General features: G+C 45.6%; 24 protein-coding genes, 1 tRNA gene and 1 pseudogene. All 26 read left to right on the plus strand.

Annotated elements, in window-relative coordinates; translation table 11 throughout:
- Window positions 1–1,116, plus strand: a 1,116-nt coding sequence (locus E5983_RS09695; protein WP_202056342.1) for an LPXTG cell wall anchor domain-containing protein, incomplete at its 5' end; no start/stop codon positions are given.
- A gap of 130 nt (window positions 1,117–1,246) precedes the next feature.
- Window positions 1,247–1,612 carry a ribonuclease P protein component gene (gene rnpA / locus E5983_RS03015; protein ID WP_160332442.1) on the plus strand — a complete coding sequence of 122 codons (366 nt, stop codon included), beginning with the start codon at window positions 1,247–1,249 and terminating at the stop codon, window positions 1,610–1,612.
- Window positions 1,613–1,622: 10 nt separating this feature from the next.
- The gene (locus tag E5983_RS03020; RefSeq protein WP_331251089.1) at window positions 1,623–2,414 is read left to right on the plus strand and encodes a YidC/Oxa1 family membrane protein insertase; all 792 of its coding nucleotides are present in this window, start codon (window positions 1,623–1,625) and stop codon (window positions 2,412–2,414) included.
- A gap of 20 nt (window positions 2,415–2,434) precedes the next feature.
- A complete protein-coding gene (gene jag / locus E5983_RS03025) occupies window positions 2,435–3,553 on the plus strand; it encodes an RNA-binding cell elongation regulator Jag/EloR (RefSeq protein ID WP_160332444.1) in 1,119 nt (372 codons plus the stop codon).
- Window positions 3,554–4,326: 773 nt separating this feature from the next.
- On the plus strand, window positions 4,327–5,091 hold the full coding sequence (locus tag E5983_RS03030; protein WP_160332445.1) for a hypothetical protein: 765 nt from the start codon (window positions 4,327–4,329) through the stop codon (window positions 5,089–5,091).
- 467 nt (window positions 5,092–5,558) lie between these two features.
- Window positions 5,559–6,251: a hypothetical protein gene (locus E5983_RS03035; protein WP_160332446.1), complete on the plus strand. Its 693-nt coding sequence runs from the start codon at window positions 5,559–5,561 to the stop codon at window positions 6,249–6,251.
- Window positions 6,252–6,389: 138 nt separating this feature from the next.
- Window positions 6,390–6,524, plus strand: a complete 135-nt coding sequence (gene rpmH / locus E5983_RS03040; RefSeq protein ID WP_002885866.1) for a 50S ribosomal protein L34 — start codon at window positions 6,390–6,392, stop codon at window positions 6,522–6,524.
- Between the two features lie 62 nt (window positions 6,525–6,586).
- Window positions 6,587–7,363 (plus strand): TatD family hydrolase, encoded by a 777-nt coding sequence (locus E5983_RS03045; protein WP_160332447.1) that lies wholly within the window; start codon window positions 6,587–6,589, stop codon window positions 7,361–7,363.
- Entirely contained in the window at window positions 7,360–7,935 is a 576-nt protein-coding gene (gene rnmV, locus E5983_RS03050; RefSeq protein WP_414486755.1) for a ribonuclease M5, read from the plus strand. Before E5983_RS03045 ends, rnmV begins: the two co-directional genes overlap by 4 nt.
- Complete coding sequence (locus E5983_RS03055; protein WP_160332449.1) at window positions 7,936–8,625, plus strand: histidine phosphatase family protein; 690 nt, start codon at window positions 7,936–7,938, stop codon at window positions 8,623–8,625. It abuts the gene before it with no gap.
- Between the two features lie 185 nt (window positions 8,626–8,810).
- Complete coding sequence (gene hrcA / locus E5983_RS03060; RefSeq protein WP_160332450.1) at window positions 8,811–9,845, plus strand: heat-inducible transcriptional repressor HrcA; 1,035 nt, start codon at window positions 8,811–8,813, stop codon at window positions 9,843–9,845.
- Window positions 9,846–9,856: 11 nt separating this feature from the next.
- A complete protein-coding gene (gene grpE, locus E5983_RS03065) occupies window positions 9,857–10,360 on the plus strand; it encodes a nucleotide exchange factor GrpE (protein ID WP_160332451.1) in 504 nt (167 codons plus the stop codon).
- A 101-nt stretch (window positions 10,361–10,461) separates the two neighbouring features.
- Window positions 10,462–12,279 carry a molecular chaperone DnaK gene (gene dnaK / locus E5983_RS03070; protein ID WP_160332452.1) on the plus strand — a complete coding sequence of 606 codons (1,818 nt, stop codon included), beginning with the start codon at window positions 10,462–10,464 and terminating at the stop codon, window positions 12,277–12,279.
- A 130-nt stretch (window positions 12,280–12,409) separates the two neighbouring features.
- Window positions 12,410–13,032: pseudogene (locus E5983_RS03075) on the plus strand (type 1 glutamine amidotransferase domain-containing protein).
- A 103-nt stretch (window positions 13,033–13,135) separates the two neighbouring features.
- Entirely contained in the window at window positions 13,136–14,263 is a 1,128-nt protein-coding gene (gene dnaJ / locus E5983_RS03080; RefSeq protein WP_160332453.1) for a molecular chaperone DnaJ, read from the plus strand.
- 329 nt (window positions 14,264–14,592) lie between these two features.
- Window positions 14,593–15,369 (plus strand): tRNA pseudouridine(38-40) synthase TruA, encoded by a 777-nt coding sequence (gene truA / locus E5983_RS03085; protein ID WP_160332454.1) that lies wholly within the window; start codon window positions 14,593–14,595, stop codon window positions 15,367–15,369.
- Window positions 15,338–16,096, plus strand: a complete 759-nt coding sequence (locus E5983_RS03090; protein ID WP_160332455.1) for a bifunctional hydroxymethylpyrimidine kinase/phosphomethylpyrimidine kinase — start codon at window positions 15,338–15,340, stop codon at window positions 16,094–16,096. Before truA ends, E5983_RS03090 begins: the two co-directional genes overlap by 32 nt.
- The gene (locus E5983_RS03095; protein WP_160332456.1) at window positions 16,083–16,544 is read left to right on the plus strand and encodes an ECF transporter S component; all 462 of its coding nucleotides are present in this window, start codon (window positions 16,083–16,085) and stop codon (window positions 16,542–16,544) included. The genes E5983_RS03090 and E5983_RS03095 overlap by 14 nt, the downstream gene beginning before the upstream one ends.
- Window positions 16,537–17,103: a TIGR01440 family protein gene (locus E5983_RS03100; protein ID WP_160332457.1), complete on the plus strand. Its 567-nt coding sequence runs from the start codon at window positions 16,537–16,539 to the stop codon at window positions 17,101–17,103. Before E5983_RS03095 ends, E5983_RS03100 begins: the two co-directional genes overlap by 8 nt.
- 79 nt (window positions 17,104–17,182) lie before the next feature.
- Window positions 17,183–18,466, plus strand: a complete 1,284-nt coding sequence (gene tig / locus E5983_RS03105) for a trigger factor (RefSeq protein WP_160332458.1) — start codon at window positions 17,183–17,185, stop codon at window positions 18,464–18,466.
- A gap of 112 nt (window positions 18,467–18,578) precedes the next feature.
- Entirely contained in the window at window positions 18,579–19,151 is a 573-nt protein-coding gene (gene rpoE / locus E5983_RS03110) for a DNA-directed RNA polymerase subunit delta (protein WP_160332459.1), read from the plus strand.
- A gap of 229 nt (window positions 19,152–19,380) precedes the next feature.
- A complete protein-coding gene (locus E5983_RS03115; RefSeq protein WP_160332460.1) occupies window positions 19,381–20,988 on the plus strand; it encodes a CTP synthase in 1,608 nt (535 codons plus the stop codon).
- A gap of 86 nt (window positions 20,989–21,074) precedes the next feature.
- Entirely contained in the window at window positions 21,075–21,641 is a 567-nt protein-coding gene (locus tag E5983_RS03120; protein ID WP_160332461.1) for a flavin reductase family protein, read from the plus strand.
- A 333-nt stretch (window positions 21,642–21,974) separates the two neighbouring features.
- A complete protein-coding gene (locus tag E5983_RS03125) occupies window positions 21,975–23,033 on the plus strand; it encodes a PTS sugar transporter subunit IIC (protein ID WP_160332462.1) in 1,059 nt (352 codons plus the stop codon).
- A 17-nt stretch (window positions 23,034–23,050) separates the two neighbouring features.
- Entirely contained in the window at window positions 23,051–24,088 is a 1,038-nt protein-coding gene (locus E5983_RS03130) for a branched-chain amino acid aminotransferase (protein ID WP_160332463.1), read from the plus strand.
- Window positions 24,089–24,149: 61 nt separating this feature from the next.
- Window positions 24,150–24,235: transfer RNA gene (locus E5983_RS03135), tRNA-Leu, on the plus strand.
- Window positions 24,236–24,543 lie beyond the last annotated feature (308 nt).

Raw genomic sequence — 24,543 nt, forward strand, 5'->3', positions numbered from 1 at the left:
GTTGAACCCGAGCAACCGGTAACCCCAGTTGAACCTGAGAGACCGGTAACTCCGGTTGAACCCGAGCAGCCAGTAACCTCGGTTGAACCCGAGCAACCGGTAACTCCGGTTGAACCCGAGCAGCCGGTAACTCCGGTTGAACCCGAGCAGCCGGTAACCCCGGTTGAACCCGAGCAACCGGCAACCCCAGTTGAACCTGAGAGACCGGTAACTCCGGTGGAGCCTGAGCAGCCGGTAACTCCGGTGGAGCCCGAGCAGCCAGTAACCCCAGTTGAACCCGAGCAACCGGTAACCCCAGTTGAACCTGAGAGACCGGTAACTCCGGTTGAACCCGAGCAGCCAGTAACCTCGGTTGAACCCGAGCAACCGGTAACTCCGGTTGAACCCGAGCAACCGGTAACTCCGGTTGAACCCGAGCAGCCAGTAACCCCAGTTGAACCCGAGCAACCGGTAACCCCAGTTGAACCTGAGAGACCGGTAACTCCGGTGGAGCCTGAGCAGCCGGTAACTCCGGTGGAGCCCGAGCAGCCAGTAACCCCAGTTGAACCTGAGCAGCCAGTAACCCCAGTTGAACCCGAGCAGCCAGTAACCCCGGTTGAACCCGAGCAGCCGGTAACTCCGGTTGAACCCGAGCAACCGGCAACCTCAGTTGAACCAGAACAGCCGGTAATCCCAGTTGAACCAGAACAGCCAGTAACCCCGGTTGAACCAGAGCAGCCGGTAACCCCAGTTGAACCTGAGAGACCGGTAACTCCGGTGGAGCCTGAGCAGCCGGTAACTCCGGTGGAGCCTGAGCAGCCAGTAATTCCAGTGGAACCTGAGAGACCGGTAACTCCGGTGGAGCCTGAGCAGCCGGTAACTCCGGTGGAGCCAGAGCAGCCGGTAACCCCAGTGGAACCTGGACAACAGGTGACCTGGGAAGAGTCTGGACAGTCCGCGACTGTGGAGAATGCCGCTCTGAGGAAAGAGTCTGTGGCTATTGAGGGAGAAACACAGGCGCAGGAACTTCCGAATACAGGGGAGTCAAGTAATCCAGTGCTAACCTTTTTGACGTGGTTGTTGTCTCTTCTTGGTCTGGGATTCCTCCTTGGAAAAACCAAAAAAGAAGAAAAATAACGGCTATAGAGCTCTTGAGCAGGTGAAAACAGATTGTTTTCGCTTGCTTTTTTGTCTCTATCCCTTGATAGTATTGGATTTATTGGAAATTGTGGTATAATAATACTAATTTTGATGAAGGAAGAAGATTGTGAAAAAAAGCTATCGTATCAAAAGAAATCAAGATTTTAAGGCTTTGTTAGCCCAGAAGCGAAATAAGGCTAATCGGAAGTTTGTGGTTTATCAGATGGATAGCGACTTGAAGCACTTTAGAGTGGGGCTTTCCGTAAGCAAACGGTTGGGGAATGCAGTAATGCGAAATCATATCAAGCGGCATCTGCGCCACCTTCTTCAGAAACACCAAGATCATTTAGCGCCTGTGGATATTTTGTTGATTGCCCGTAAAGGGGTTGAGGAATTGTCTTATGCGGAGATGGAGCAGAATTTGCTCCATGTTCTCAAGCTGGCTGCGATTTATCAAAAGGAAGATGAATGTGAAGAGAAAGAAAATTTTTAGTATCGGACTTATGGGAGTGGCCTTGGTTACGCTCACAGCCTGTGGGACCTCTCAGGTGACCAGTCAGTCCTCTGGACTTTGGGAGAAATTGGTTTATTTATTTGCGGAGACCATCAATGGACTTTCCTTAGGTGGTAATGTAGGTCTAGGAATTATTCTTATGACCCTGGTATTGCGAACGTTGCTCTTACCGGTCTTCCAGTATCAAACCAAATCTTCTCAGAAAATGCAGGAAATTCAGCCTGCTCTTCGAGCTCTGCAAGAGGAATATCGTGGCCGTGGTCGCGAAGGTCAGGAAGAGTTGGCGCGTAAGACGCAGGCTCTTTATGCGGAGCAGGGTGTTCGTCCCTTTGCGGCCTTTATCCCCCTCTTTGTTCAGTTACCGATTTTATTGGCTTTCTACCAGTCCCTCACACGGGTGGACATTTTGCAAGGAGCCCACTTCTTGTGGTTGGATCTTAGCCAACCCGACCCTTACTTGATTCTCCCATTTTTGGCTGCAGCACTCACCTTTGGGGCTTCTTGGTTATCTACTTATGCTTTAAAAGAAAAAAATGGACTAACCTCCAGCATGACCTATATCATGCCGGTGATGATTTTCTTCCTCTCGCTCTCAGTGGCAAGTGGGGTGGCTCTCTACTGGACTATCTCCAATGCCTACCAAGTTGGGCAGACGCTATTTTTGAACAATCCTTTCAAAATAGTGGCTGAACGCCAACGCGAGGAAGATGAGGCCAAGCAAAAAGTCGTTGCAGAACGCAAAGCCATCCGCAAGGCACAGAAAAAGAGAAAGAAAAAGTAAAGCGATAAAGGAGTTTACTTATGGCACTTTATACAGGAGCTACTGTTGAGGAAGCAATTAAAAATGGACTAGAGGACCTAGGCCTCCCACGGATGAAAGTTCGAATCAAGGTCTTGACTCGTGAAAAATCTGGTTTTTTAGGATTGGGCAAAAAATTGGCCCAGGTTGAAATGGAAGCCTTAACTTTCACGGACTATGATGACCTCGAAGATACAACTCCCCTTCAAGCTCCCCTAGTGGAAGCTCTGGAAGAGGATGTTCCAGCTGAAAGTCAATCCCAGGAAGATATGACGGAAGCTATCTCGAAATTAGCCGAAACCGGCAAACTCAGCATTCTCTTCCCGCGTGATCTGTCTAAGGAAGATTTAGTGGAAGAGCAGAAGGAAACCCTTGTTGAAGCTTCTGAGCCAGAAGAAGTGGTAGACGTTGAAATTGCAAGCCCACAGACCTCTGAACCCCTCGCTGAGGTGGAAGCAGTGGAGGTAGCAGAGGTGCTTGAAACTGAGTCGGAAGCGGATCCGATGGAGACACCAGTAGTCCAGGAGGCAGCTGAGGTTACTGAGCCTGCTGTCCAGGATCTTGTGGTTCAAGAGCAGGAACCAGTTGCAGTTGTTGAGGGCGAGGCTGAACCCGAAGCGGTTTCCTTTGTTCGGCGTGAGCGCGATAGCCTGGAAGAAGAACAAATGGATCAGGCTCAGTCCTATTTGGAAGTTATTCTGAAGGAAATGGATGTGGAGGCGAGCGTTTCAGCCTCTATCAGTCGTCGAACGATCTACTTCCAAATCGATACCAATGAGCCAGGGCGCGTGATTGGTTATCATGGCAAGGTACTCAAATCCTTGCAGCTCCTAGCTCAAAACTACCTTTATAACCTTTATGGGCGCACCCTTTTCATCTCGATTAATGTCAATGACTATGTGGAGCACCGGGCCGAGGTTCTCCAAAGTTATGCTCAAAAACTAGCCTTACGCGTGCTAGAAGAAGGCCGAGCTATGGAAACAGACCCGATGTCGAATAGCGAACGGAAAATCATTCATCGCATCATCTCTAAAATCGATGGTGTCACCTCTTATTCAGAAGGAGATGAGCCCAATCGTTATGTTGTAGTGGATGTTGAAGAAGAACGAGAATTAGTTTAAACTCAAAACCTCTCCGCGAAATGGAGAGGTTTTGAGTTTGTTGATAAATATTTCGAAGAAAATTTCAAATAGGTAAGGCGAGACGAGCCAATGCAGTAATAGACTTCCTGCGGAACTAATGTATTAGATCCCATTTCTCAGCAGGAGAGATCGCATAATCACACTGAAGCATTTTGTAACTCAGTCTTTTTCAAGTGATGACCCCGATAAATCTTAGGTTCTGTCACTGTTTTGTAGGAAGTCTAATAAAATAGAAACTAAATGACTATAAGGAGTATTAGCTGTCCTACTTTGACGAGTACTGGCTAGTGCTTCTTGTTTTAGAGGTTAGGATGATGCAGAGCTTCATTTATTTCAGGGATGTAAAATCATTGCTTTTGAAATTGGAAAATCTTTCCTTTTTTTAGATTAATTTGTTAAGATGGAAGGGTAGCAAAGTTCATTCGGTGACTCCTTTTACTTTGGAAAGGATGTGGTGCCTATGCGTTAATTATTAACGCAGGTCGACATTTCTTATCCTAAAAGAAAGGGGATGTTCATGTCAGTACTCGAATTGATAGAGCTTTTGTACAAACTTGTCATGATAGTAAATGTTTTGTCCAAGCTCGCTTCTGTCAATAAATGAGGGAAACATAACAAAAAACGTTAACCGAAAACTTTGACCAGTTGGTTAACGCTTTTTTGTTAGCTCAATGAATTACCGTCTTAAACGGCGCTACGGGGTGGTCGTTGGACCACCTCTTATAACACTATCATAGCACGTTGAAGATAGAATGCAAGTAAAAAGGGAAAAGGAGCGAGCCGTTCCTTTTTGGAAAGGACTAGTCAACATGAAAGCCAATGCTTTTTATAGAATTAAATTGAAAGAATTAGAAACCTCAACATTAAAAGGTCTTCCTCGCTATGAAGCTGATGATACTGAGGAAATGCGTGAAGAAAAGAGTGAAGAGCTTCTGGATACTCTCGATATCTTAGAAGACTTGGAACGGACTATCAAAGAGGATCAATCCGCAGATTTTAAAGAAAAGGCTCGAGCTCGTTTGATTGATGATGTACGCAGACATCGCTTGGCGATTTCCTTTGCTTGTTTGAATTTGGATGGAGACCGGCAGAACTTGTCCAATCGCTTTCTTCGTTTGAACCTTGATCTAGCTGAGGGATTTTCTGAAATTTTATATGGATATGATTTGCTTGCTGATTTAGCTTGGGGTTTGGATAAATGGATCGATGAGGAATTTAGTATGACTTGCTTGCGAATGGATGAAGAGTTTATCGCCATTCTCGATGGTATTTTTGAAGTTTTTGAGAAGAGCCAAAGTAAGCGAGCATCTCGAATGGAGGTTACGGAACTGATCGAAATTGTTTCAACTTATGAAAGGCAACTAAAAAATTGGATGAATTTTTTATTGGAAGTTGGAAATAGGGTGGATGAAGGTAAGCTTAAGGGGAAAAGGATGTCCTATGATTTCAGTGAGTCCCAGGAATTTTTGGAAAGCTTAGTGGATGATTATGATTTGCTGGGTGAATATATTTGGTAGGTGAAGATAGGCGAGTGCCCTTTCATTTGACCTGTTTCAGAAAGATTTTATGAATCATTTAGGGGAAGGACTGTAAGTGCCCAATAACAGGGTATATTGAAAAACCACTAGTTGATAAATTTGAATCCTTAGAACAACTTGCCCTACTCACACAAGAGGGGACCTCTAAAACAACTAATCTTCAATATGAGAAGAAAGATAAGAATTTATATCTTAGCCCGATATGTTTAGAGGATGTTCGTTATAAAGGGCCTAAAATAGTTTATACATCTCCTGAAAAGAAGGTTGAAGCGCCATTGAATATGACTGTATCTAAATATTTGTTGGATAAAATGTTAATTTATAAAGCTAAATTAAGAACTGGTGAAAATCAAGTTTTTCCAATTCATAATTAAGGCTATGCAAGTAAGAGGGAAAAGAGTTGTTATCTTAGGATATAGACTGCTATTAGGAAAGGATATTAGGATATGAAACCACAGGTAGCTTATCGGATTGAGTTGAGTGAGCTTGAGAAGAGAATAAAAAAATATTTACGCAGAGTTGATGAAAATGACTCACTCGAATTCGTTAAGAAGAAATTCAATGATATGGCGGAGGTCATGGATCAACTTTATGATTTGAGGAGCCGTATAGAGCAGGATACAACTGAAGGGTTTAAGATGAGTGCACGGAAACGCTTAGATTCGGATATTCGAAAAAACTTGGTTTTGTCTGGATACTTGCGTATGAATAAAGATGATCGGGAAATGGCTTTTATTGATTCATTGATTAAAATAGATGTAGGGCTTGCAGAGCAGTATCTATTCGCTGATTCCTTTGATATCGGGGTGCGTGCAAAACATTCTGAGAAAGAAATCTCTACGGAAGACTTTAATCGTTTTGACTATATTACAGAGGAATATTTTACGCTTTTCCATCTTCTACTGAGATTATATCAAAAGGGAGATGTTGAATTAGCTAAGTTACATGAAGTTCTTTTTGTATATAGCAGTATGGCCCTTGGATTTATAAAGGATGTGGTTATAGATATAGATATAGAGGAAAGTGGTTATAAAGTTATAGAGTTTTCTGAAGCTAAGAAATTTATAGCTGAGAAAAGGAATCAGGTGCTCGGTTCGTTTAGTGACAGACTGCTTGAAATGCTGTTAAAAGATATCTGATTTTCTGAATTAATAATTTTTACTGTCCCATTCCCTTGACATCCTAGAATTTTTCGTTTAAAATAGCAAGGTATGTTTAGTAACTGATCACAACTAGCCGGCTAAACGAATACAAAGAATCTAAGAGGAGGTATTCTCGTGAAACGTACTTATCAACCAAGTAAAATTCGTCGTCAACGTAAGCATGGCTTCCGTCACCGTATGTCTACTAAGAACGGTCGCCGTGTGCTTGCTGCACGTCGTCGTAAGGGACGTAAAGTTCTTTCAGCTTAATGAGTGAAAAAATCAGTAGAAACTCGAGTCTACTGATTTTTTTACATATAGAAAGTTAGTTTATGAAAATTTTTGATACACATACGCATTTAAACTTGAAACAATTTGCGGGTCGGCTAGAGGAAGAGCTTGAATTGGCGCGTGAGCTGGGTGTAACGTGGCATAATGTGGTTGGCTTTGATCGGGAGTCGATTGAGGCAGCCTTGGCTTTGGCGGATGAGGATTCCATTTACTTGACCCTGGGTTGGCATCCGACGGAGGCCGGAACTTATGATGAGCAGGTTGAAGCTTACTTGCGGGAAGCTCTAGACCATCCCAAGGTGGTGGCCTTGGGGGAGATCGGTTTGGACTACCACTGGATGACTGCCCCCAAAGAGGTGCAGGAGGATGTCTTTCGCCGTCAGATTCGTCTGGCCAAGGAATTGGACTTGCCAGTAGTGATTCATACGCGTGATGCTCTGGACGATACCTATCGTATTTTAGCGGATGAAGGCCTCCCTGCTCGTGGGGGGATCATGCATTCTTATTCCGGTTCGCTTGAGATGGCGGAAAAATTTATAAAATTAGGGATGTGGATCTCCTTCTCAGGCGTTGTTACTTTTAAAAAAGCGCTAGAGATTCAAGAGGCAGCGGCCAAGTTACCGCTAGACCGAATTTTAGTCGAGACAGATGCCCCCTTCCTGGCTCCAGTTCCTTACCGGGGTAAGGAAAATCGGACAGCCTATACCCGCTATGTGGCTGAGCAGCTGACTCAGCTGCGGGGGCTTAGCCTAGAAGAGCTGGCTGCAGCGACTTCTGCCAATGCCTGGCGGGTCTTTGGTTTGGATGGTGAGAACTGATGAAGCCAGTGATTGGACCTGTTGTAGTGGTTGAGGGCCGTGATGATACCGCCAATCTGAAACGCTTTTTTCAGGTGGATACCTATGAGACCCGCGGCTCTGCTCTATCCTCAGAGGATCTTGAGCGAATTGCCTGTTTGCAGGAGCAGCGAGGAGTGATTGTCTTTACTGATCCCGATTACAATGGGGAGCGTCTGCGTAAAATGATTAGTCAGGCTGTTCCAGAAGTCGGTCAAGCCTTTCTGAGACGGGCTGAGGCGACTCCTAAGTCTAAATCGGCAGGTCGCTCTTTGGGTGTTGAACATGCGGATTTTGAGGCTTTGAAGGAGGCTTTGGACGGAGCTTTTACGGGCCGGCAAGCAGATCCGCAGGAGCAGATTTCTCAAGCAGATCTGATGCGGCTGGGTCTGCTAGCAGGAGCAGAGAGTCGCAAACGTCGGGAATATGTCGGTGAAGTGTTGCGAATTGGCTATTCCAACGGTAAGCAATTGCCAAAGCGTTTGGCCATGTTTGGGATTTCCCTGGAGGAGTTGGTGACAGCTCTGGCGGGATTTAAAGAGGAGGAAGAATAGATGGCAACAGATTTGTATATTGTTCGTCATGGTCGGACCATGTTTAACACCCTACACCGGGCTCAAGGTTGGAGCGATACCCCTTTAACTGAGCAAGGGCAAGAAGGCATTCGCGAATTGGGAGTGGGTCTCCGTGAACGTGGACTTAGTTTCCACCGTGCTCTTTCGAGTGATTTGGGGCGGACGATTCTGACTATGGATATTCTTTTGTCAGAGTTGGGCTTGAAGGGAGAAATTCCTTATACCTATGATGCTCGGATTCGGGAGTGGTCTTTTGGTTCCAATGACGGCGTTTATGATCAGGATCTTTTCTTCAACATTCTACCGCGGATTGCGGGGGTCGATTCAATGGAAGAAATGACCTATGAGGATATGGCCAAGGCCATTTATGAAGCAGATACAGCTGATTGGGCGGAAACCTGGGAGCAATTGCGGGATCGCTTGCTGGCGGGAATCAAGGATCTAGCTGAGAAAATGGAAGCTGCTGGGGGCGGGAATGCCTTGGTGGTTAGCCATGGTATGACCATTGGGACTCTCTTGTATTTATTGAATGGTCAACGCTTTGTGGCCTTGGATAATGGTAGCGTGACTCGTATCCGTTACGAATATGGTCAATTCCAGGTTCTTGAAGTCGGCGATTTATCCTACCGCCAAGACGGCCGCAAGGTCTTGGATCAAAATCAGTCTTAAGACCTATAGAGCCGAAAAAGCCTGCTAAACCAGGCTTTTTTGCGGGTTTATAGTGGGAATTAGCACTCTTTTCAAAAGAGTGCTAATTTTTTGAGCAAAAAACCTTGACAGAGAAACTGGATGCTGTATAATAGAATCATGAGTTAGCACTTAGGTTACACGAGTGCTAATGACTGGGAGGAAACATGGTTACAGAAAGACAAGAGATCATTCTAAGGATGATCATTGAACTTTTTACAGAGACCCATGAGCCAGTTGGTTCCAAACGCTTGCAGGAAGGGATTGCTTCTTCCAGTGCAACCATTCGGAACGATATGGCGGCTTTGGAGAAGATGGGACTATTAGAAAAGTCCCATACCTCTAGCGGTCGGAAGCCAAGTATTGCGGGTTATCAATATTATGTTGAGAACTCCATGGCTTTGACCAGCCTTCCTCCCGAGGAAGTTTTTCAAATTCTGAAAGCCTTTGATGAAGATTTTTTCCAATTAAAGGATATCTTCAAAAGAGGAGCGGATCTCTTGTCAGAGATGACTGGTCTGGCCGCTTTTGTACTGGATGTTGAACCCAGTCATCAGAGACTAACGGCATTTGATTTGGTTGTTTTGGGATCTCACACAGCCTTGGCTGTGATGACGCTTGATGATTCTCGAATCTTGACCAAGGAGCTGGTAATTCCTCGGAATTTTTTGGTGGATCATTTATACCAGCTCAGGGATATGGTTTTGGATCGTTTGTTGGGAGAGTCGGTGCTCTCCATTCACTACAAGATTCGAACAGAAATTCCGCAAGTAGTCCAACGCTATTTCCTTTCGCCTGACAATGTCACCGCTTTGATGGAACATCTTTTCTCGGATCTTTTTGCAGAAGAAGTTGTGGCATCAGGCCAGGAGCATCTGCTACAGGAAGTGGGGCTGGAAACCTATCGCTTTTTCACCAATGAACAACAGCTGGCCCTTGAGCTACGCGAAGGTTGGTCCGATAATCAGGAGCAATTGATTCGCATTGCTGATTCGTCCAGTCAACCCTTAGCTGATTTGAGTCTGATGAGCAAACGCTTCTTGATCCCCTATCGGGGTTATGGACTCCTCAGTTTGGTGGGGCCGGTGAATAGCGATTACCAACGTTTACTTAGTTTAATTGAAGCTGTCAGTCGTGTTATGACGATGAAGCTGACCGATTTCTATCGTTACCTTAGCAGTAACCATTATGAAGTGCATTAAGGAGGTGCCAGGTGGCAGAGGAAACTACTGAAAAAATGGAAGAGCTAGTGGAGGAAACCACGGAGGCTCCAGAAAAAACAGAATTAGAAGTTGCACAAGAGCAGCTGGAAGAACTAGAAAATAAGTATCTTCGAGCTGTAGCTGAAATGCAAAACATTCAGCGCCGGGCCAATGAAGAGCGCCAGTCGCTTCAAAAATACCGCAGCCAGGACTTGGCTAAAAAGATTTTCCCAAGCTTGGATAACCTAGAGCGGGCACTGGCAGTTGAAGGCCTCACAGAAGATGTGAAAAAAGGTTTGGAAATGGTTCAAGAAAGCTTGATCCAAGCCTTGAAGGAAGAAGGAATCGAAGAAGTTGCTACAGACGGTGCTTTTGATCCAAATTTCCACATGGCTATTCAGACCCAGCCAGCTGACGAAGACCATCCAGCGGATACCATCGCCGAGGTCTTCCAAAAAGGCTATAAACTTCATGAGCGGGTGCTTCGCCCAGCCATGGTTGTTGTTTACAATTAAAGTATGACCGCAATGTCATAAAACTATCCTCGAATGAATTTTATTTTTTAAAAGAAACAAAAGAAAGGTCAAGAATCTTTGGATTTTTGGGACAAATGATTATGTCAAAAATTATTGGAATCGACTTAGGAACTACAAACTCAGCAGTAGCGGTATTGGAAGGAACTGAACCAAAAATTATCGCGAACCCAGAAGGAAATCGTACAACGCCATCTGTTGTCTCTTTCAAAAATGGTGAAATCATCGTTGGTGATGCCGCTAAGCGCCAAGCTGTGACAAATCCTGATACCATCATCTCAATCAAATCAAAAATGGGAACTTCTGAGAAAGTTTCTGCAAATGGTAAAGAATACACTCCTCAAGAAATCTCAGCCATGATCCTTCAATACTTGAAGGGCTATGCAGAAGAGTACCTTGGAGAAAAAGTTACAAAAGCCGTTATCACAGTACCAGCCTACTTTAACGACGCGCAACGTCAAGCTACAAAAGACGCAGGTAAAATCGCCGGTCTTGAAGTAGAACGGATTGTCAACGAGCCAACTGCAGCAGCTCTTGCTTATGGTTTGGACAAAACTGATAAAGAAGAAAAGATCTTGGTCTTTGACCTTGGTGGAGGTACCTTTGACGTTTCAATTCTTGAATTGGGAGACGGTGTCTTTGACGTATTAGCAACAGCTGGTGACAACAAGCTGGGTGGAGATGACTTTGACCAGAAGATTATCGACCACATGGTTGCAGAATTCAAGAAAGAAAACGGCATTGATTTGTCTCAAGACAAGATGGCTCTTCAACGTTTGAAAGATGCAGCTGAAAAAGCTAAGAAAGATTTGTCTGGGGTAACTTCTACGCAAATCAGCTTGCCATTTATCACTGCTGGTGAAGCAGGACCACTTCACTTGGAAATGACCTTGACACGTGCGAAGTTTGATGACTTGACTCGTGACTTGGTAGAACGCACCAAAGAACCAGTTCGTCGTGCCTTGTCAGACGCAGGTCTATCTCTTTCTGAAATTGACGAAGTGATCCTTGTTGGTGGATCAACTCGGATTCCAGCCGTTGTTGAAGCCGTTAAAGCTGAGACTGGTAAAGAGCCAAACAAATCTGTTAACCCAGATGAAGTTGTGGCGATGGGTGCAGCAATCCAAGGTGGTGTCATTACAGGTGATGTGAAGGATGTTGTTTTGCTTGATGTGACGCCCCTATCTCTTGGTATCGAAACAATGGGTGGTGTGTTCACGAAATTGATTGACCGCAACACAACAATCCCAACTTCTAAGTCTCAAGTCTTTTCAACAGCAGCAGATAACCAGCCTGCAGTAGACATTCACGTTCTTCAAGGTGAGCGTCCAATGGCAGCGGATAACAAGACACTTGGCCGCTTCCAGTTGACAGACATTCCTGCAGCTCCTCGTGGAATCCCTCAAATCGAAGTAACCTTCGACATCGACAAGAACGGTATCGTGTCTGTTAAAGCGAAAGATTTGGGAACTCAGAAAGAACAAACAATCGTGATCCAGTCTAACTCTGGTCTAACAGACGAAGAAATTGATCGGATGATGAAAGATGCAGAAGCAAATGCGGAAGCAGATAAGAAACGCAAAGAAGAAGTAGACCTTCGCAATGAAGTAGACCAAGCGATCTTTGCAACTGAGAAAACCTTGAAAGATACAGAAGGACAATTTGAAGCAGAACGTGCAGCAGCACAAACAGCCTTGGATGACTTAAAAGCAGCTCAAGAAGCTAACAACTTGGATGATATGAAAGCGAAGTTGGAAGCTCTCAATGAAAAAGCACAAGCTCTTGCAGTGAAATTGTATGAGCAAGCAGCAGCAGCGCAACAAGCTCAAGCAGGTGCAGACCAAGCTGGTCAAGCAAACCCAGCTGATGATGTTGTGGATGGGGAATTTACTGAGAAGTAACAACCTTTGGGCAAGGGCAGATGATCTTCCAAGCTGAAGGCATCCTAGTCAGTCAATCCCAACTGCGATGAAGGAATAGGAAATCAGAGGTTGTAACCCAGCCTCTGTTTTTCCATAAAGAGGAAAAGCCATGGAAAATAAAGGGAAGGTCTTGGTTGTCTTAACCAATATTGAGCAGTATGGGGAAGATCCCGAGCAGACCGGTTTATGGTTAGCCGAAGCCACGGAGTTTGTAGCAGAGGTGACTCAGGCCGGTTACCAGGTGGACTATGTCAGTCCGCAAGGGGGAACTGTTCCGATTGATCCTAGAAGCCTGAAAAAATGGTATGTCACCGAAGAGGACTTTGACCTCATCGAAGAAACCAGAGGACATCTCCGCTCAAGATTATCTGGCGATCTACTATACAGGAGGCCACGGGGTTATTTGGGATTTTCCGGATAACCAAGCACTCCAGGATATTGCCTTAACCATCTATGAGCAGGGAGGGTTTGCGACTTCTGTCTGCCATGGACTGGCTAGTCTGCTTAATGTTCAAGATCGCTCTGGTTACTACCTTTTGGCTGGAAAACAGGTGACGGGTTTTAGCAAGTGGGAAAAGGTTCCCTTCATCATTGAAACAGAAGCGGGGTGCTAATTTCCAGCAGAAGTTCCCCTTCCAATCCCATGCTCTTCGGGACGGACGCTAGATTACTGGTCAGAACCCGATGTCAGGCAGGGCTGTTGCTCGTTTGCTCTTGGAAGCCATAGAGTGATAAATTGCCCTACTTTAAAGAAAGGAAAAAAGGTGTTCCTTAGGAACACGGGTTGTCAGGGAAAAGGGAGTTGCCCTTTCTCCTTAACCCTAGAGATGTACATATGAATAACACAGAATACTATGATCGTCTGGGAGTGTCGAAAAACGCTTCGCAAGATGAGATTAAAAAGGCTTATCGGAAGTTGTCCAAAAAGTACCATCCCGATATCAATAAGGAAGCTGGAGCAGAACAGAAATACAAGGATGTTCAAGAGGCTTATGAGACTCTTAGTGATGAGCAAAAACGGGCTTCTTACGATCAGTTCGGAGCAGCTGGAGCCAATGGTGGCTTCGGTGGTGGCCAAGGATTTTCTGGTTTTGATGGCGCAGGCTTTGGTGGCTTTGAAGACATCTTTTCAAGCTTCTTTGGTGGTGGCATGGGAAGCAGTCGTAATCCAAACGCACCGCGCAAGGGAGACGATCTTCAATACCGGGTGAATTTGAAATTTGAGGAAGCTATTTTTGGAACCACCAAGGAAATCAAATACAGCCGCGAAGCTTCCTGCCATACCTGTGATGGCTCTGGTGCCAAACCAGGAACTAGCCCTGTGACCTGCGGTCGCTGTGGCGGAGCAGGAGTCATAAACGTGGATACTCAAACACCACTAGGCATGATGCGCCGCCAGGTAACCTGTGACGTCTGTCACGGAAGTGGTCAAGAAATCAAAGAACCTTGCCAAACCTGTCATGGAACTGGACGCGAAAACCAAGCTCACACAGTTGAAGTACGTGTCCCAGCAGGTGTGGAATCAGACCAACAAATCCGCCTAGCTAGCCAAGGAGAAGCAGGCTACAATGGCGGCCCTTACGGTGACCTCTTTGTGGTTATTCAAGTTGCTGCTTCGGATAAATTCGAACGAGATGGCACAACCATCCACTATAACCTACACTTAAACTTTGCCCAAGCAGCCCTTGGCGACACCGTCGATGTACCAACCGTCCACGGTGACGTAGAATTAAACATCCCAGAAGGAACCCAAGCCGGCAAACGCTTCCGCCTCCGCGGCAAAGGAGCACCAAGCCTCCGCGGCGCAGGCCAAGGCGACCAATACGTCACCATCATCGTCGACACCCCAACCGACCTCAACGATACCCAACGCAAAGCCCTCATGGAATTCGCCCAAGCCGGCAACCTCAACGTCAAACCAAAGAAAAAAAACTTCTTCGAAAAAATGTTTGATGCAGATTAGTTTAGTTCGGAGAGCTAAACTAATCTGTAAGGAGCCGTGAAAAAGGTCGCAACGGACCTTTTCATGGCGAAAAAAGAGGGAGTGGGACAGAGTGGGAGGCTTTCCCCCTGTCTCTGTGAACAATTTTTTGGAAAGGATTTGGTCTTGTGTTACACTGGCCAGGTCCTTTTGTTATATCTAAATGAGTTGACAGGTCTAATCGGGGGCCTTATTCGATACTCTTCTAGGTAAGAAGCCAACGGTGCTGAAGTAGGGTGAACGGATTGACCTTTGTTCTGCCTCGTGCTCTCTGTCTTGTTCTGCGACTTGTTTCCTGTTAAAATAGGGACATGGAAAAATTCAGATACAAGGCTGTGATTGCTTATGATGGGAAGAATTTTGCTGGTTTTCAACGGCAGCCGGAGGCTCGGACAGTCCAGGAAGAGTTAGAAAAAACCTTGACACGTTTGGCCAGTGGTCAGCCTGTGCTGGTACACGGGGCAGGACGGACGGATAGTGGGGTCCATGCCTTGGGTCAGGTTGTGCATTTTGATTTACCGGGGCGACGGGATGTGGAAAAACTACGTTTTGCCCTGGATACGCAGAGCGCGGAGGACATTGCCGTGCGGTCGGTGGAGTTGGTGTCATGTGATTTTCATGCTCGTTACTGGCCGCATCACAAAACCTATGAATTCTTGGTAGACTATGGTCGGCCGAAAAATCCCCTGCTGCGCAATCAAGCGACGCCTTTTCCTTATCCTTTAGATATTGAAAAAATGCGGGAAGCCTTGCAGTTTCTGAAAGGGACCCATGATTTTACAGGTTTTACAGCATCGGGGACGGCGGTGGAAAACAAGGTTCGAACCATTACGGACGTGCAGTTGGATGTGGATGAGGCGCACCATCTGTTGCGCTTCAGTTTCTCGGGGAATGGCTTTCTTTATAAGCAAATTCGCAATATGGTTGGCACCCTGCTGAAGATTGGTAACGACCGGATGCCGGTGGAGCAGATTCCCCTGATTCTGGAACAAAAGGATCGCCAGCTGGCGGGTCCGACTGCAGCCCCCCAAGGCCTCTACCTAAAGGAGATTATCTATGACCAAGATCTTAACCATAGCCGGCAGTGATATTTTTGCAGGCGGTGGCCTGCAGGCTGATTTGGCGACCATCACACAACTCGGGGCTAAGGGTTTTGCAGCGGTGACTTGCGTGACCGCCCTGGTTGCTGATGAATTTCAAGTGCAAGCCTTGACCCCGCTGCAACTGGAGCAGCAATTGGCCAGCCTTGCTGCCGTTGATTTTGCGGCCATCAAGATTGGCCTCTTGCCAAGTTTGGAGCACCTCGAGCTTGTCTATCAGTGGTTGCGGCCAAGGGCTCAGACGCCCCTTGTCTTAGATCCTGTTTTGGTTTTAAAAGAAAAGCAGGATCAAGCGCTGGGCCAGTGGACTAGTGCTTTTGAAAAAATCGCGGGTCTTAGCCAGGTCATGACGCCCAATCTGCCAGAAGCGGAGTTGCTACTAGGGCGAGAACTGCTTGATCAAGCTGACCTGGAAGTCGGGGCGCGGGAATTATCCCAAAAATTTGGGACAGCGGTTTATCTCAAAGCGGGTTCGCGTATTCCGGGGTCGGTGGCTCTGGACTATGTCTGGAGCGCTGGGCAGGGTTCTTATCTAGAAGCTCCGCAAGCCCAAGGCAGTGTTAATGGGAGTGGTTGTGTTCTAGCTTCTAGCCTAGCTACCTATCTGGGGCAGGGGCTGAACTTGAACCAAGCGAGTCAAGCAGCCAAGCAATTTGTAACAGCAGCCATTGAGGCTGCCGATGAATGGGGGGTTAGTCCATATGCAGTCAAATAATCTGAAATACTGGAGCCAGACGGCTATTTTTGTAGCTCTGACAGTCGTTCTAGGCTATATCAAGGTTCCGACTGCGACAGGTTTTTTGTCCTTGTTGGATGTCGGTGTTTATGCTGCTGCCTTCTATTTTGGCGGTCGCCAAGGAGCTCTTGTTGGAGGCTTGGGAGGTTTTCTCTTGGACCTCTTGCTGGGCTATCCGCAATGGAGTTTATTTAGCCTTGTCGCCCACGGAGGCCAAGGACGTTTGGCCCAAGGGATTATCCCATCACGTTGGCTTTCAGGCTTGCTGTCCAGTCTCTTTATGGTGGTTGTTTATGCAGGTGCTTCAAGCTTGATGTATGGGCCGGCAGCAGCCTTGCCCGAAGCGATTCCGAACTTTTTACAGAGTTTCTTGGGCTTTCTTTTAGCCCAGGTCTTGGTTAAGTTGTTAAGGAGGAAGGATGGCTGATTTAGAAAGGCTCAAAGTAGAAGTTGTTGATTTGGCGCGTGAACTGCTGGATCGGGTGCAGACGGCTGACGGTTCGGTTTTTGTCTTAGGTCTATCGACCAGCGAGGTTGTTGGTGGTTTCATTGGCCGAGATTCCAATTTGGAGGTTGGTCAAGCCCTGGTTTCAGCCCTCCATGCTTTTCTAAAGGACCAAGGCGTTTATTTGGCTGTGCAAGGTTGTGAACACGTCAATCGAGCCTTGGTGGTCGAGCGGAGCCTGGCCCTGGCCCGAGGCTGGGAAATTGTCCATGTGATTCCGACCCCTCATGCCGGAGGTAGTGGCCAAGTAGCGGCGATGCAGTTATTGGACGACCCTGTTCTGGTGGAGCATATCCAGGCAGATTTGGGGATGGATATTGGTGATACTGCTATTGGAATGCATGTCAAGCATGTCCAAGTTCCGATTCGGCTCGCGGCTCGCGACTTGGGAGCCGCTCATGTAACCGCCTTAGCCAGCCGTCCCAAGCTGATCGGAGGAGCTCGGGCAGAGTATAGCCTGGATCCGCTTCGGAAATTTTAGCAAGCGCTCCAAAATTATTGAAGTTACTGATAACTTGTGATAGAATAATACAGATTAAAGATTTTAAGGAGTAGACTACATGTCTGTGAAATTTGAAAATAAAGAAACAAACCATGGATTGCTAACTTTCACAATTGCTCAAGATGTGATTAAACCTGAATTGGACCGTACGTTCAACCGTGTTAAAGGTTCTTTGAATGTCCCAGGTTTCCGTAAAGGTCATCTTCCACGTGCCGTTTTCAACCAACGTTTTGGCGAAGAAGCTCTTTACCAAGATACCTTGAATGCCCTCCTACCAGCAGCTTATGAAGCAGCAGTTAAGGAAGCAGGAGTTGAGGTTGTTGCACAACCTGAATTTGATATTGTTTCAATGGAAAAAGGCCAAGATTGGACAATTTCTGCAGCTGTTGTTACAAAACCTGAAGTAAAATTGGGTGACTATAAAAACCTAGAAGTATCTGTAGATGTAGATAAAGAAGTTTCTGAAGAAGAAGTGGATGTACGCATCGAGCGCGAACGCAACAACTTGGCAGAATTGGTTATCAAAGAAGAAGCTGCTGTTGAAGGTGATACAGTTGTAATCGACTTTGTTGGTTCTGTAGATGGTGTTGAGTTCGACGGCGGTAAAGGTGAGAACTACGCTCTTAAACTTGGTAGCGGATCCTTCATCCCTGGCTTTGAAGATCAATTGGTTGGTGCGAAATCAGGCGATAAAGTGACTGTTGAGGTAACCTTCCCAGAAGATTACCAAGCGACTGACTTGGCTGGTAAAGCTGCTAAATTTGAAACAGTAGTGCATGAAGTTAAGAGTGAGGAAGTTCCTGCCCTTGATGACGAGCTTGCAAAAGACATCGACGAAGAAGTTGAGACACTTGCTGAATTGAAAGAAAAATACAGCAAAGAAATGGCTGAAATGAAAGCTGAAGCTTACCAAGAAGCTGTTGAAGCAGCAGCTATTGAAAAAGCTGTTGAAAATGCTGAAATCGTTGACCTTCCAGCTGAAATGGTTCACGAAGAAGTACATCGTTCTATCAATGAATTCCTAGGTAACATGCAACGTCAAGGAATCTCTCCAGAAATGTACTTCCAAATCACAGGTACAACTCAAGACGACTTGCATAAGCAATATGAAGCTGAAGCAGAAAGCCGTACTAAGACTAACCTTGTCATCGAAGCTATTGCTAAAGCAGAAGGTTTCGAAGCAAGCGATGAAGAAATCAACAAAGAAATTGAAGACTTGGCAGCAGCTTACAACATGGAAGTTGAGCAAGTACGCAGTCTCCTTTCAACAGATCTGTTGAAACACGACATCACTGTTAAAAAAGCTGTTGAATTGATTACTTCAACTGCAGCAGTGAAATAAACCTTAGCCTTCTAAGGTAAAGAGAGGGTGGGACGGAAGTCCCTCTTTTCTTTTTTGACGAATCCTCAAAAATAGCGTACAATAAAGAGAATGACAAAAAAGGAGAACGACTTTGGAATTAGAAGTATTTGCTGGACAGGAAAAAAGTGAACTTTCCATGATCGAAGTGGCGCGTGCCATCCTAGAAGGTCGTGGGCGAGATCACGAAATGTACTTTAGTGACCTAGTCAATGAAATTCAAGAGTATTTGGAGAAAAGCAATAGCGAGATTCGCGAAGCTCTTCCTCTTTTTTACACAGAACTTAACGTCGATGGAAGTTTCATCTCCCTCGGTGAAAATAAGTGGGGTCTTCGTTCATGGTATGCTGTGGATGAGGTTGATGAAGAAATCATTGCCTTGGAAGAAAATGAAGACGAAGAGGCACCTAAGAAACGTAAGAAGAAACGTGTGAATGCCTTTATCGCTAGTGATAGTGATACAATTGATTACAGCGATGATGATCCAGAAGATGAGGACAACTACGCTGATGACGAGGATTCGATGAACTACGATGAGAATCCAGATGATGAGAAAAACGAAGCAGAAGCCTACGATGCTGAAATCAACGAAATTGCTCCTGAAGAACTGGGAGATGATGTCGAAGTTGACGAGGCAGATGATGAGGATGATGACGTCGAGGACTAATCCTCTGTTTCTCTTTGCTATCTTTTTGAAGATAAAAGTCCAACCGCTCTTATTTCTGTTGGCATAGTCATTTTAATGCAGAGGTAGATTGCAAACGCCTGTAAATGAGTCGAGGAGTAGCCTCTGAGCCCTCTCAATCTTGGCAGGTCAAGCAAGAACCCTGCGAGGGGAGTGGCAGACTGACCAAGCTTGATCCGTCTCCCTCCCTATTTTAATTGAAGGAGTAATCATGACAACAAAGTACATTTTTGTAACCGGTGGTGTAGTGAGTTCAATCGGAAAAGGGATTGTAGCTGCTAGCTTGGGTCGTCTTTTGAAGAACCGTGGTCTTAAAGTAACCATCCAAAAATTTGACCCTTATATCAATATCGATCCAGGAACTATGAGTCCTTATCAACATGGAGAAGTTTTTGTTACTGATGATGGAGCAGAGACTGACTTGGACTTGGGACACTATGAGCGTTTCATCGATATCAACTTGAATAAATATTCTAATGTTACAACCGGTAAAATCTACAGTGAAGTTCTTCGGAAAGAACGTCGTGGAGAATACCTAGGTGCAACTGTTCAGGTCATCCCTCACATTACGGATGCCTTGAAAGAGAAAATCAAGGGTGCTGCCCTAACAACGGATTCTGATGTCATTATCACAGAAGTCGGTGGTACAGTCGGAGATATCGAAAGCTTGCCTTTCCTTGAGGCCCTTCGTCAAATGAAGGCTGACGTTGGCTCAGATAATGTGATGTATATTCACACCACCCTTCTTCCTTATTTGAAAGCTGCAGGGGAAATGAAAACCAAGCCAACCCAGCATTCGGTAAAAGAATTGCGGGGCTTGGGAATTCAACCCAATATGTTGGTGATCCGGACCGAAGAGCCAGTTAGTCAAGGAATTAAGAACAAACTCGCTCAGTTCTGTGATGTTCAACCAGAAGCAGTTATTGAATCCTTGGACGTAGAGCACCTCTATCAGATCCCTCTCAATCTCCAAGCGCAAAAGATGGATCAAATCGTCTGTGACCACTTGAAGATTGATGCACCTGCCGCCGACATGACAGAATGGTCAACAATGGTGGATAAGGTCATGAACTTGAAGAAACAAGTAAAAATTGCCCTTGTTGGGAAATATGTTGAACTTCAAGATGCTTATATCTCTGTAGTTGAGGCTCTTAAACATGCCGGTTATACCAATGATGCCGAAATCAAAATCGACTGGATCAACGCCAACGATGTGACCGCAGACAATGTTCAAAAGCTACTATCCGGAGCAGACGGTATTATTGTTCCTGGTGGATTTGGTCAGCGTGGTACCGAAGGGAAAATTCAAGTCATTCGCTATGCTCGGGAGCATGACGTGCCAATGCTTGGTGTCTGCTTGGGCATGCAGTTGACCTGTGTGGAATACGCACGTCACGTTTTGAATAAGGCTGATGCCAACTCTTCAGAATTGAATCCAGAAACTAAAAACCCAGTTATCGATTTGATGCGTGATCAGGTTGATGTTGAAGATATGGGAGGAACCCTCCGTCTGGGACTCTACCCAGCTAAGTTGAAGCCTGGTAGCCGAGCTGCTGCTGCCTACGATAACCAAGAAGTAGTGCAACGCCGTCACCGTCACCGCTATGAGTTTAACAATGCCTACCGTCAAGAATTTGAAGATGCTGGCTTTGTCTTCTCAGGTGTGTCACCAGACAACCGTCTGGCTGAAATCGTTGAATTGCCAGACAAGAAATTCTTTGTGGCTTGTCAATACCACCCAGAACTTTCAAGCCGTCCAAACCGTCCAGATGGACTTTACCGTGATTTCGTAACAGCTGCTGTTAAAAACGCAAAATAAATTCTGGTATCCTTCTTTTGAAGAAGCTAGTCATTAGAATCGGAGGCTAAGGACCCTGTCCCAGCCTCTTTTAGATTGGAGAAGAAATGATTCGGGAAATTCCCTTAGAAAAAGCCCATCGTATTTTAGCCTTATCCTCTGTGACCTTTGTATCCAGTGCAACCGAGGACGATAAAAATATTATGCCTGCTGGTTGGGTAGGCACCGTAGCCACAGATATTCTCAGCGTGATCATGGATTCAGCCAATTATACACGGAAGGTAATGGAGAACAGTGGCTATTTTGTTCTCCAAGTCCCTCGTGCCTCCCAATCAGACTTGATTGTGGAACTGGCTAAAAGCCGCCATGTCCATGAGGATAAGTTAGCAAAACTGTCCTTTTTTGACCCAAGTAATCAAGGTTATCCCTTGCTGGAGGACTGCTTGGCTTGGGTGGTTTGTGAGATTATCCCGGAACAACGTAATCAAGAGGTTTACGACCTCTTCCTAGGTCGGATTGTGGCTGCTTGGGCTGATGATTCAGTGTTCCGCGCTGGACGTTGGCACTTGGATCAGGTGGATCCTCAAAATCGCCCAGTTCACTATGTGGCTGGAGGACAATTTTACCAAACAGGTAATGGTTTTCAGCTAGCCGATCCTTTTACTGCTGATTGAGGCTCCAAATGGAATCTTGTCAAATTTTTTGTACTAAACCTTAGAGAATGTACTCCTTACTTTTAATTGTTGGATCAGGCTGTATAACCTCATTCTTCCGTTGCTTGGCTGGCGTGCGGGAGTGGGGCCAGTTCGGATCCTTCAAGGCGAATGAAAGGACTAATCAGCTACTGCGTCAAAGGTATTTTGTTAACCAAAGTCAATGAGGCTAGACTTTTGTCCTAGCCTCTTTTTTTGAAATTAAAAAAAGAGTTCAAAACTATTGCAAATTTTCTGAAAAATAGTTATAATAGACTAAAATATTCAGAATTCTCTGAAATGTAGGAGGTTTTTATGACAGAATCAAAACGCTCTCTCACTGGCTGGACATTTGTAAATGCCGTTTTAACAGGAACTGCTTTAGCTGTTATTGTAGCCCTCATTCCCAACGCTGTTCTCAGTGAAATTTTTAAATACCTGATAGCTAATGGCTGGACTGGTTTGCAACCAATTGCGGATGCAGCAAGAATTTTTCAATATGGGCTTCCTTTGATGGCGGGTGTTTTGATTGCTTTGCAATTTGAATTAAATCCGATGCAAGCGGTAACCGTTGGCGGAGCAGGCTTTTTAGGTTCAGGAGCCTGGAAGGTCGTTCCGGTTGATGGTGTGCCTACAACTCAATTGATTAGTGTTGGGGTGATGTTAAACACGATGATTACAGCTGCCGTAGCGGTTTGGATGATTCAGCTCATTGGTGAGCGATTGGGTTCCATGAGTTTGATTCTATTGCCGATTTTGGTAGGATTGGGAGCTGGGTGTATTGGTTTGCTAACTCTGCCTTATGTTAGTGCGGGAACTCAAGCAATAGGTCAAGTAATCAACAGCTTTACAGCATTGGCTCCGCTTTCGATGAGTATCTTGATTGGGATGTGTTTTGCGCTCTTTATCGTGTCCCCCTTATCAACCGTTGCCTTGTCGATCACAATTGGTTTAGAGGGAGTAGCTGCGGGGGCTTCAGCGATGGGAGTTGCAGCAACAACAGCAGTTCTAGTGGTTGCGTCCTTTAAAGTCAATCGTCCGGGAGTAACGTTGGCGATTGCCTTGGGATCGATGAAGATGATGATGCCGAACTTTTTCCGGCGGCCGGTAATGGGATTAGCCTTTTTGGCTAATGCAGCTGTCTGTGCGATTCCAGTAGCTCTCTTTAATGTTAGTGGAACGGCAGCTTCGGGTGGTTTCGGTCTAGTTGGATTGGTTGGTCCGATGGCCTCTCTTCCAGGTTTGGGGCTTCCGATGATGCTATTTGTTTGGTTGGTCTTTCCATTTGCGAGTGCCTTTGTCATTGATTGGATTTTGACTAAAACCTTAAAAGCTTATACACCAGATATCTATTATTTTGAAGTAAAACGTTAAATCAGGGGGAAATAGTGATGACAAAAGTAACACCAGAAACAATGGATTGGGATAACCTTGGCTTTGCTTATGTGGATACTGGGAAACGCTACCGTGCTTATTACAAGGACGGAGCCTGGTCACCTGGTAGCATTGAAACGGATAAAATGGTTACCATTAGCGAGTCCTCTAATGTTTTGCATTATGGCCAAACCTGTTTTGAAGGTCTAAAGGCTTATCGGACTAAGGATGGTACGATTCAACTCTTCCGTCCGGATGAAAATGCCAAGCGGATGAATCGCTCGGCAGAAAAGTTATTAATGCCGGTCTTTCCAGAGGAGTGGTTTGTTGAGGCCGTTCATCAGGTTGTTGCAGCTAATGCGGACTGGGTTCCGCCGTATGGAACAGGAGCTTCTCTTTATATTCGCCCAGTTATGTTTGGAATTGGTGATGGCATTGGTGTTGTCCCTGCAAATGAGTACATTTTTTCCGTCTTTGTAATGCCTGTTGGTCCTTATTTCAAGGGTGGGTTACAGCCAGGGAACTTTGTCATTAGTGACTATGACCGGGCGGCGCCACGTGGAACAGGTTCTCAAAAAGTAGCCGGCAACTATGCTGCTAGTTTGCAACCGGGGATGTTGGCTAAAAAAGCGGGTTATGCAGATGCTATCTATCTGGATCCTGAAACACATAGCAAGATTGAGGAAGTGGGGGCAGCCAATTTCTTCGGAATTACAGCCGATAATCATTTGGTAACACCACAATCGCCTTCAATCCTACCGTCGATCACTAAATACTCGATTCTTCACCTAGCCCAAGAACGTTTTGGGATGACGGTAGAAGAAGGCGATGTTTATGTGGATCAGTTGGATCGATTTGTTGAAGCAGGAGCCTGTGGTACTGCAGCGGTTATCACTCCGATTGGTAGTATTACTGCTGGGGAAACAGTCTATCGCTTTACAGAGGGTGATCAAGCTGGTCCAAAACTAAAAGCCCTTTATGAGGAATTGGTTGGTATTCAGTATGGAGATCGACCAGCTCCAGAGGGCTGGATTCAAAAAGTTGAAATTTCCTAACTTTTTTTCAAAAAACAATTGACAAGCCTATCCCTGTCTGATATACTAATTAAGTATTCAAGCGGGGATGGCGGAATTGGCAGACGCGCAGGACTAAGGATCCTGTGACCGCTTTAGGTCGTGAGGGTTCAAGTCCCTCTCTCCGCAAAGTAGCTAACCGAAAGGTTAGCTTTTTTTGGTTCTATAATAAGTTGTGTGGAAAGTTCAAATTCCATACAGCTTTTTTTGTCATTCAGAGCACAAAAAAAGCAATTCCTGTTAAACTGATAAGTGAACAAAAAAACATCAGAATAGGAATTGCTTTATATGGATTATAATACTCAAAAATTACTCGGAATTCAAGACCTAGACATCACTTTCAAAGAAGACTGGCTTATTTATCGTAAAGATAGACGCAATCGTATGGCTCAAATCATCGAAGGCTCCTTAGAGAAACGCCCAAGTCATTGTCCCTC

Origin of the sequence: Streptococcus danieliae (genome assembly GCF_009767945.1) — a bacterium.
GTDB lineage: Bacteria > Bacillota > Bacilli > Lactobacillales > Streptococcaceae > Streptococcus > Streptococcus danieliae.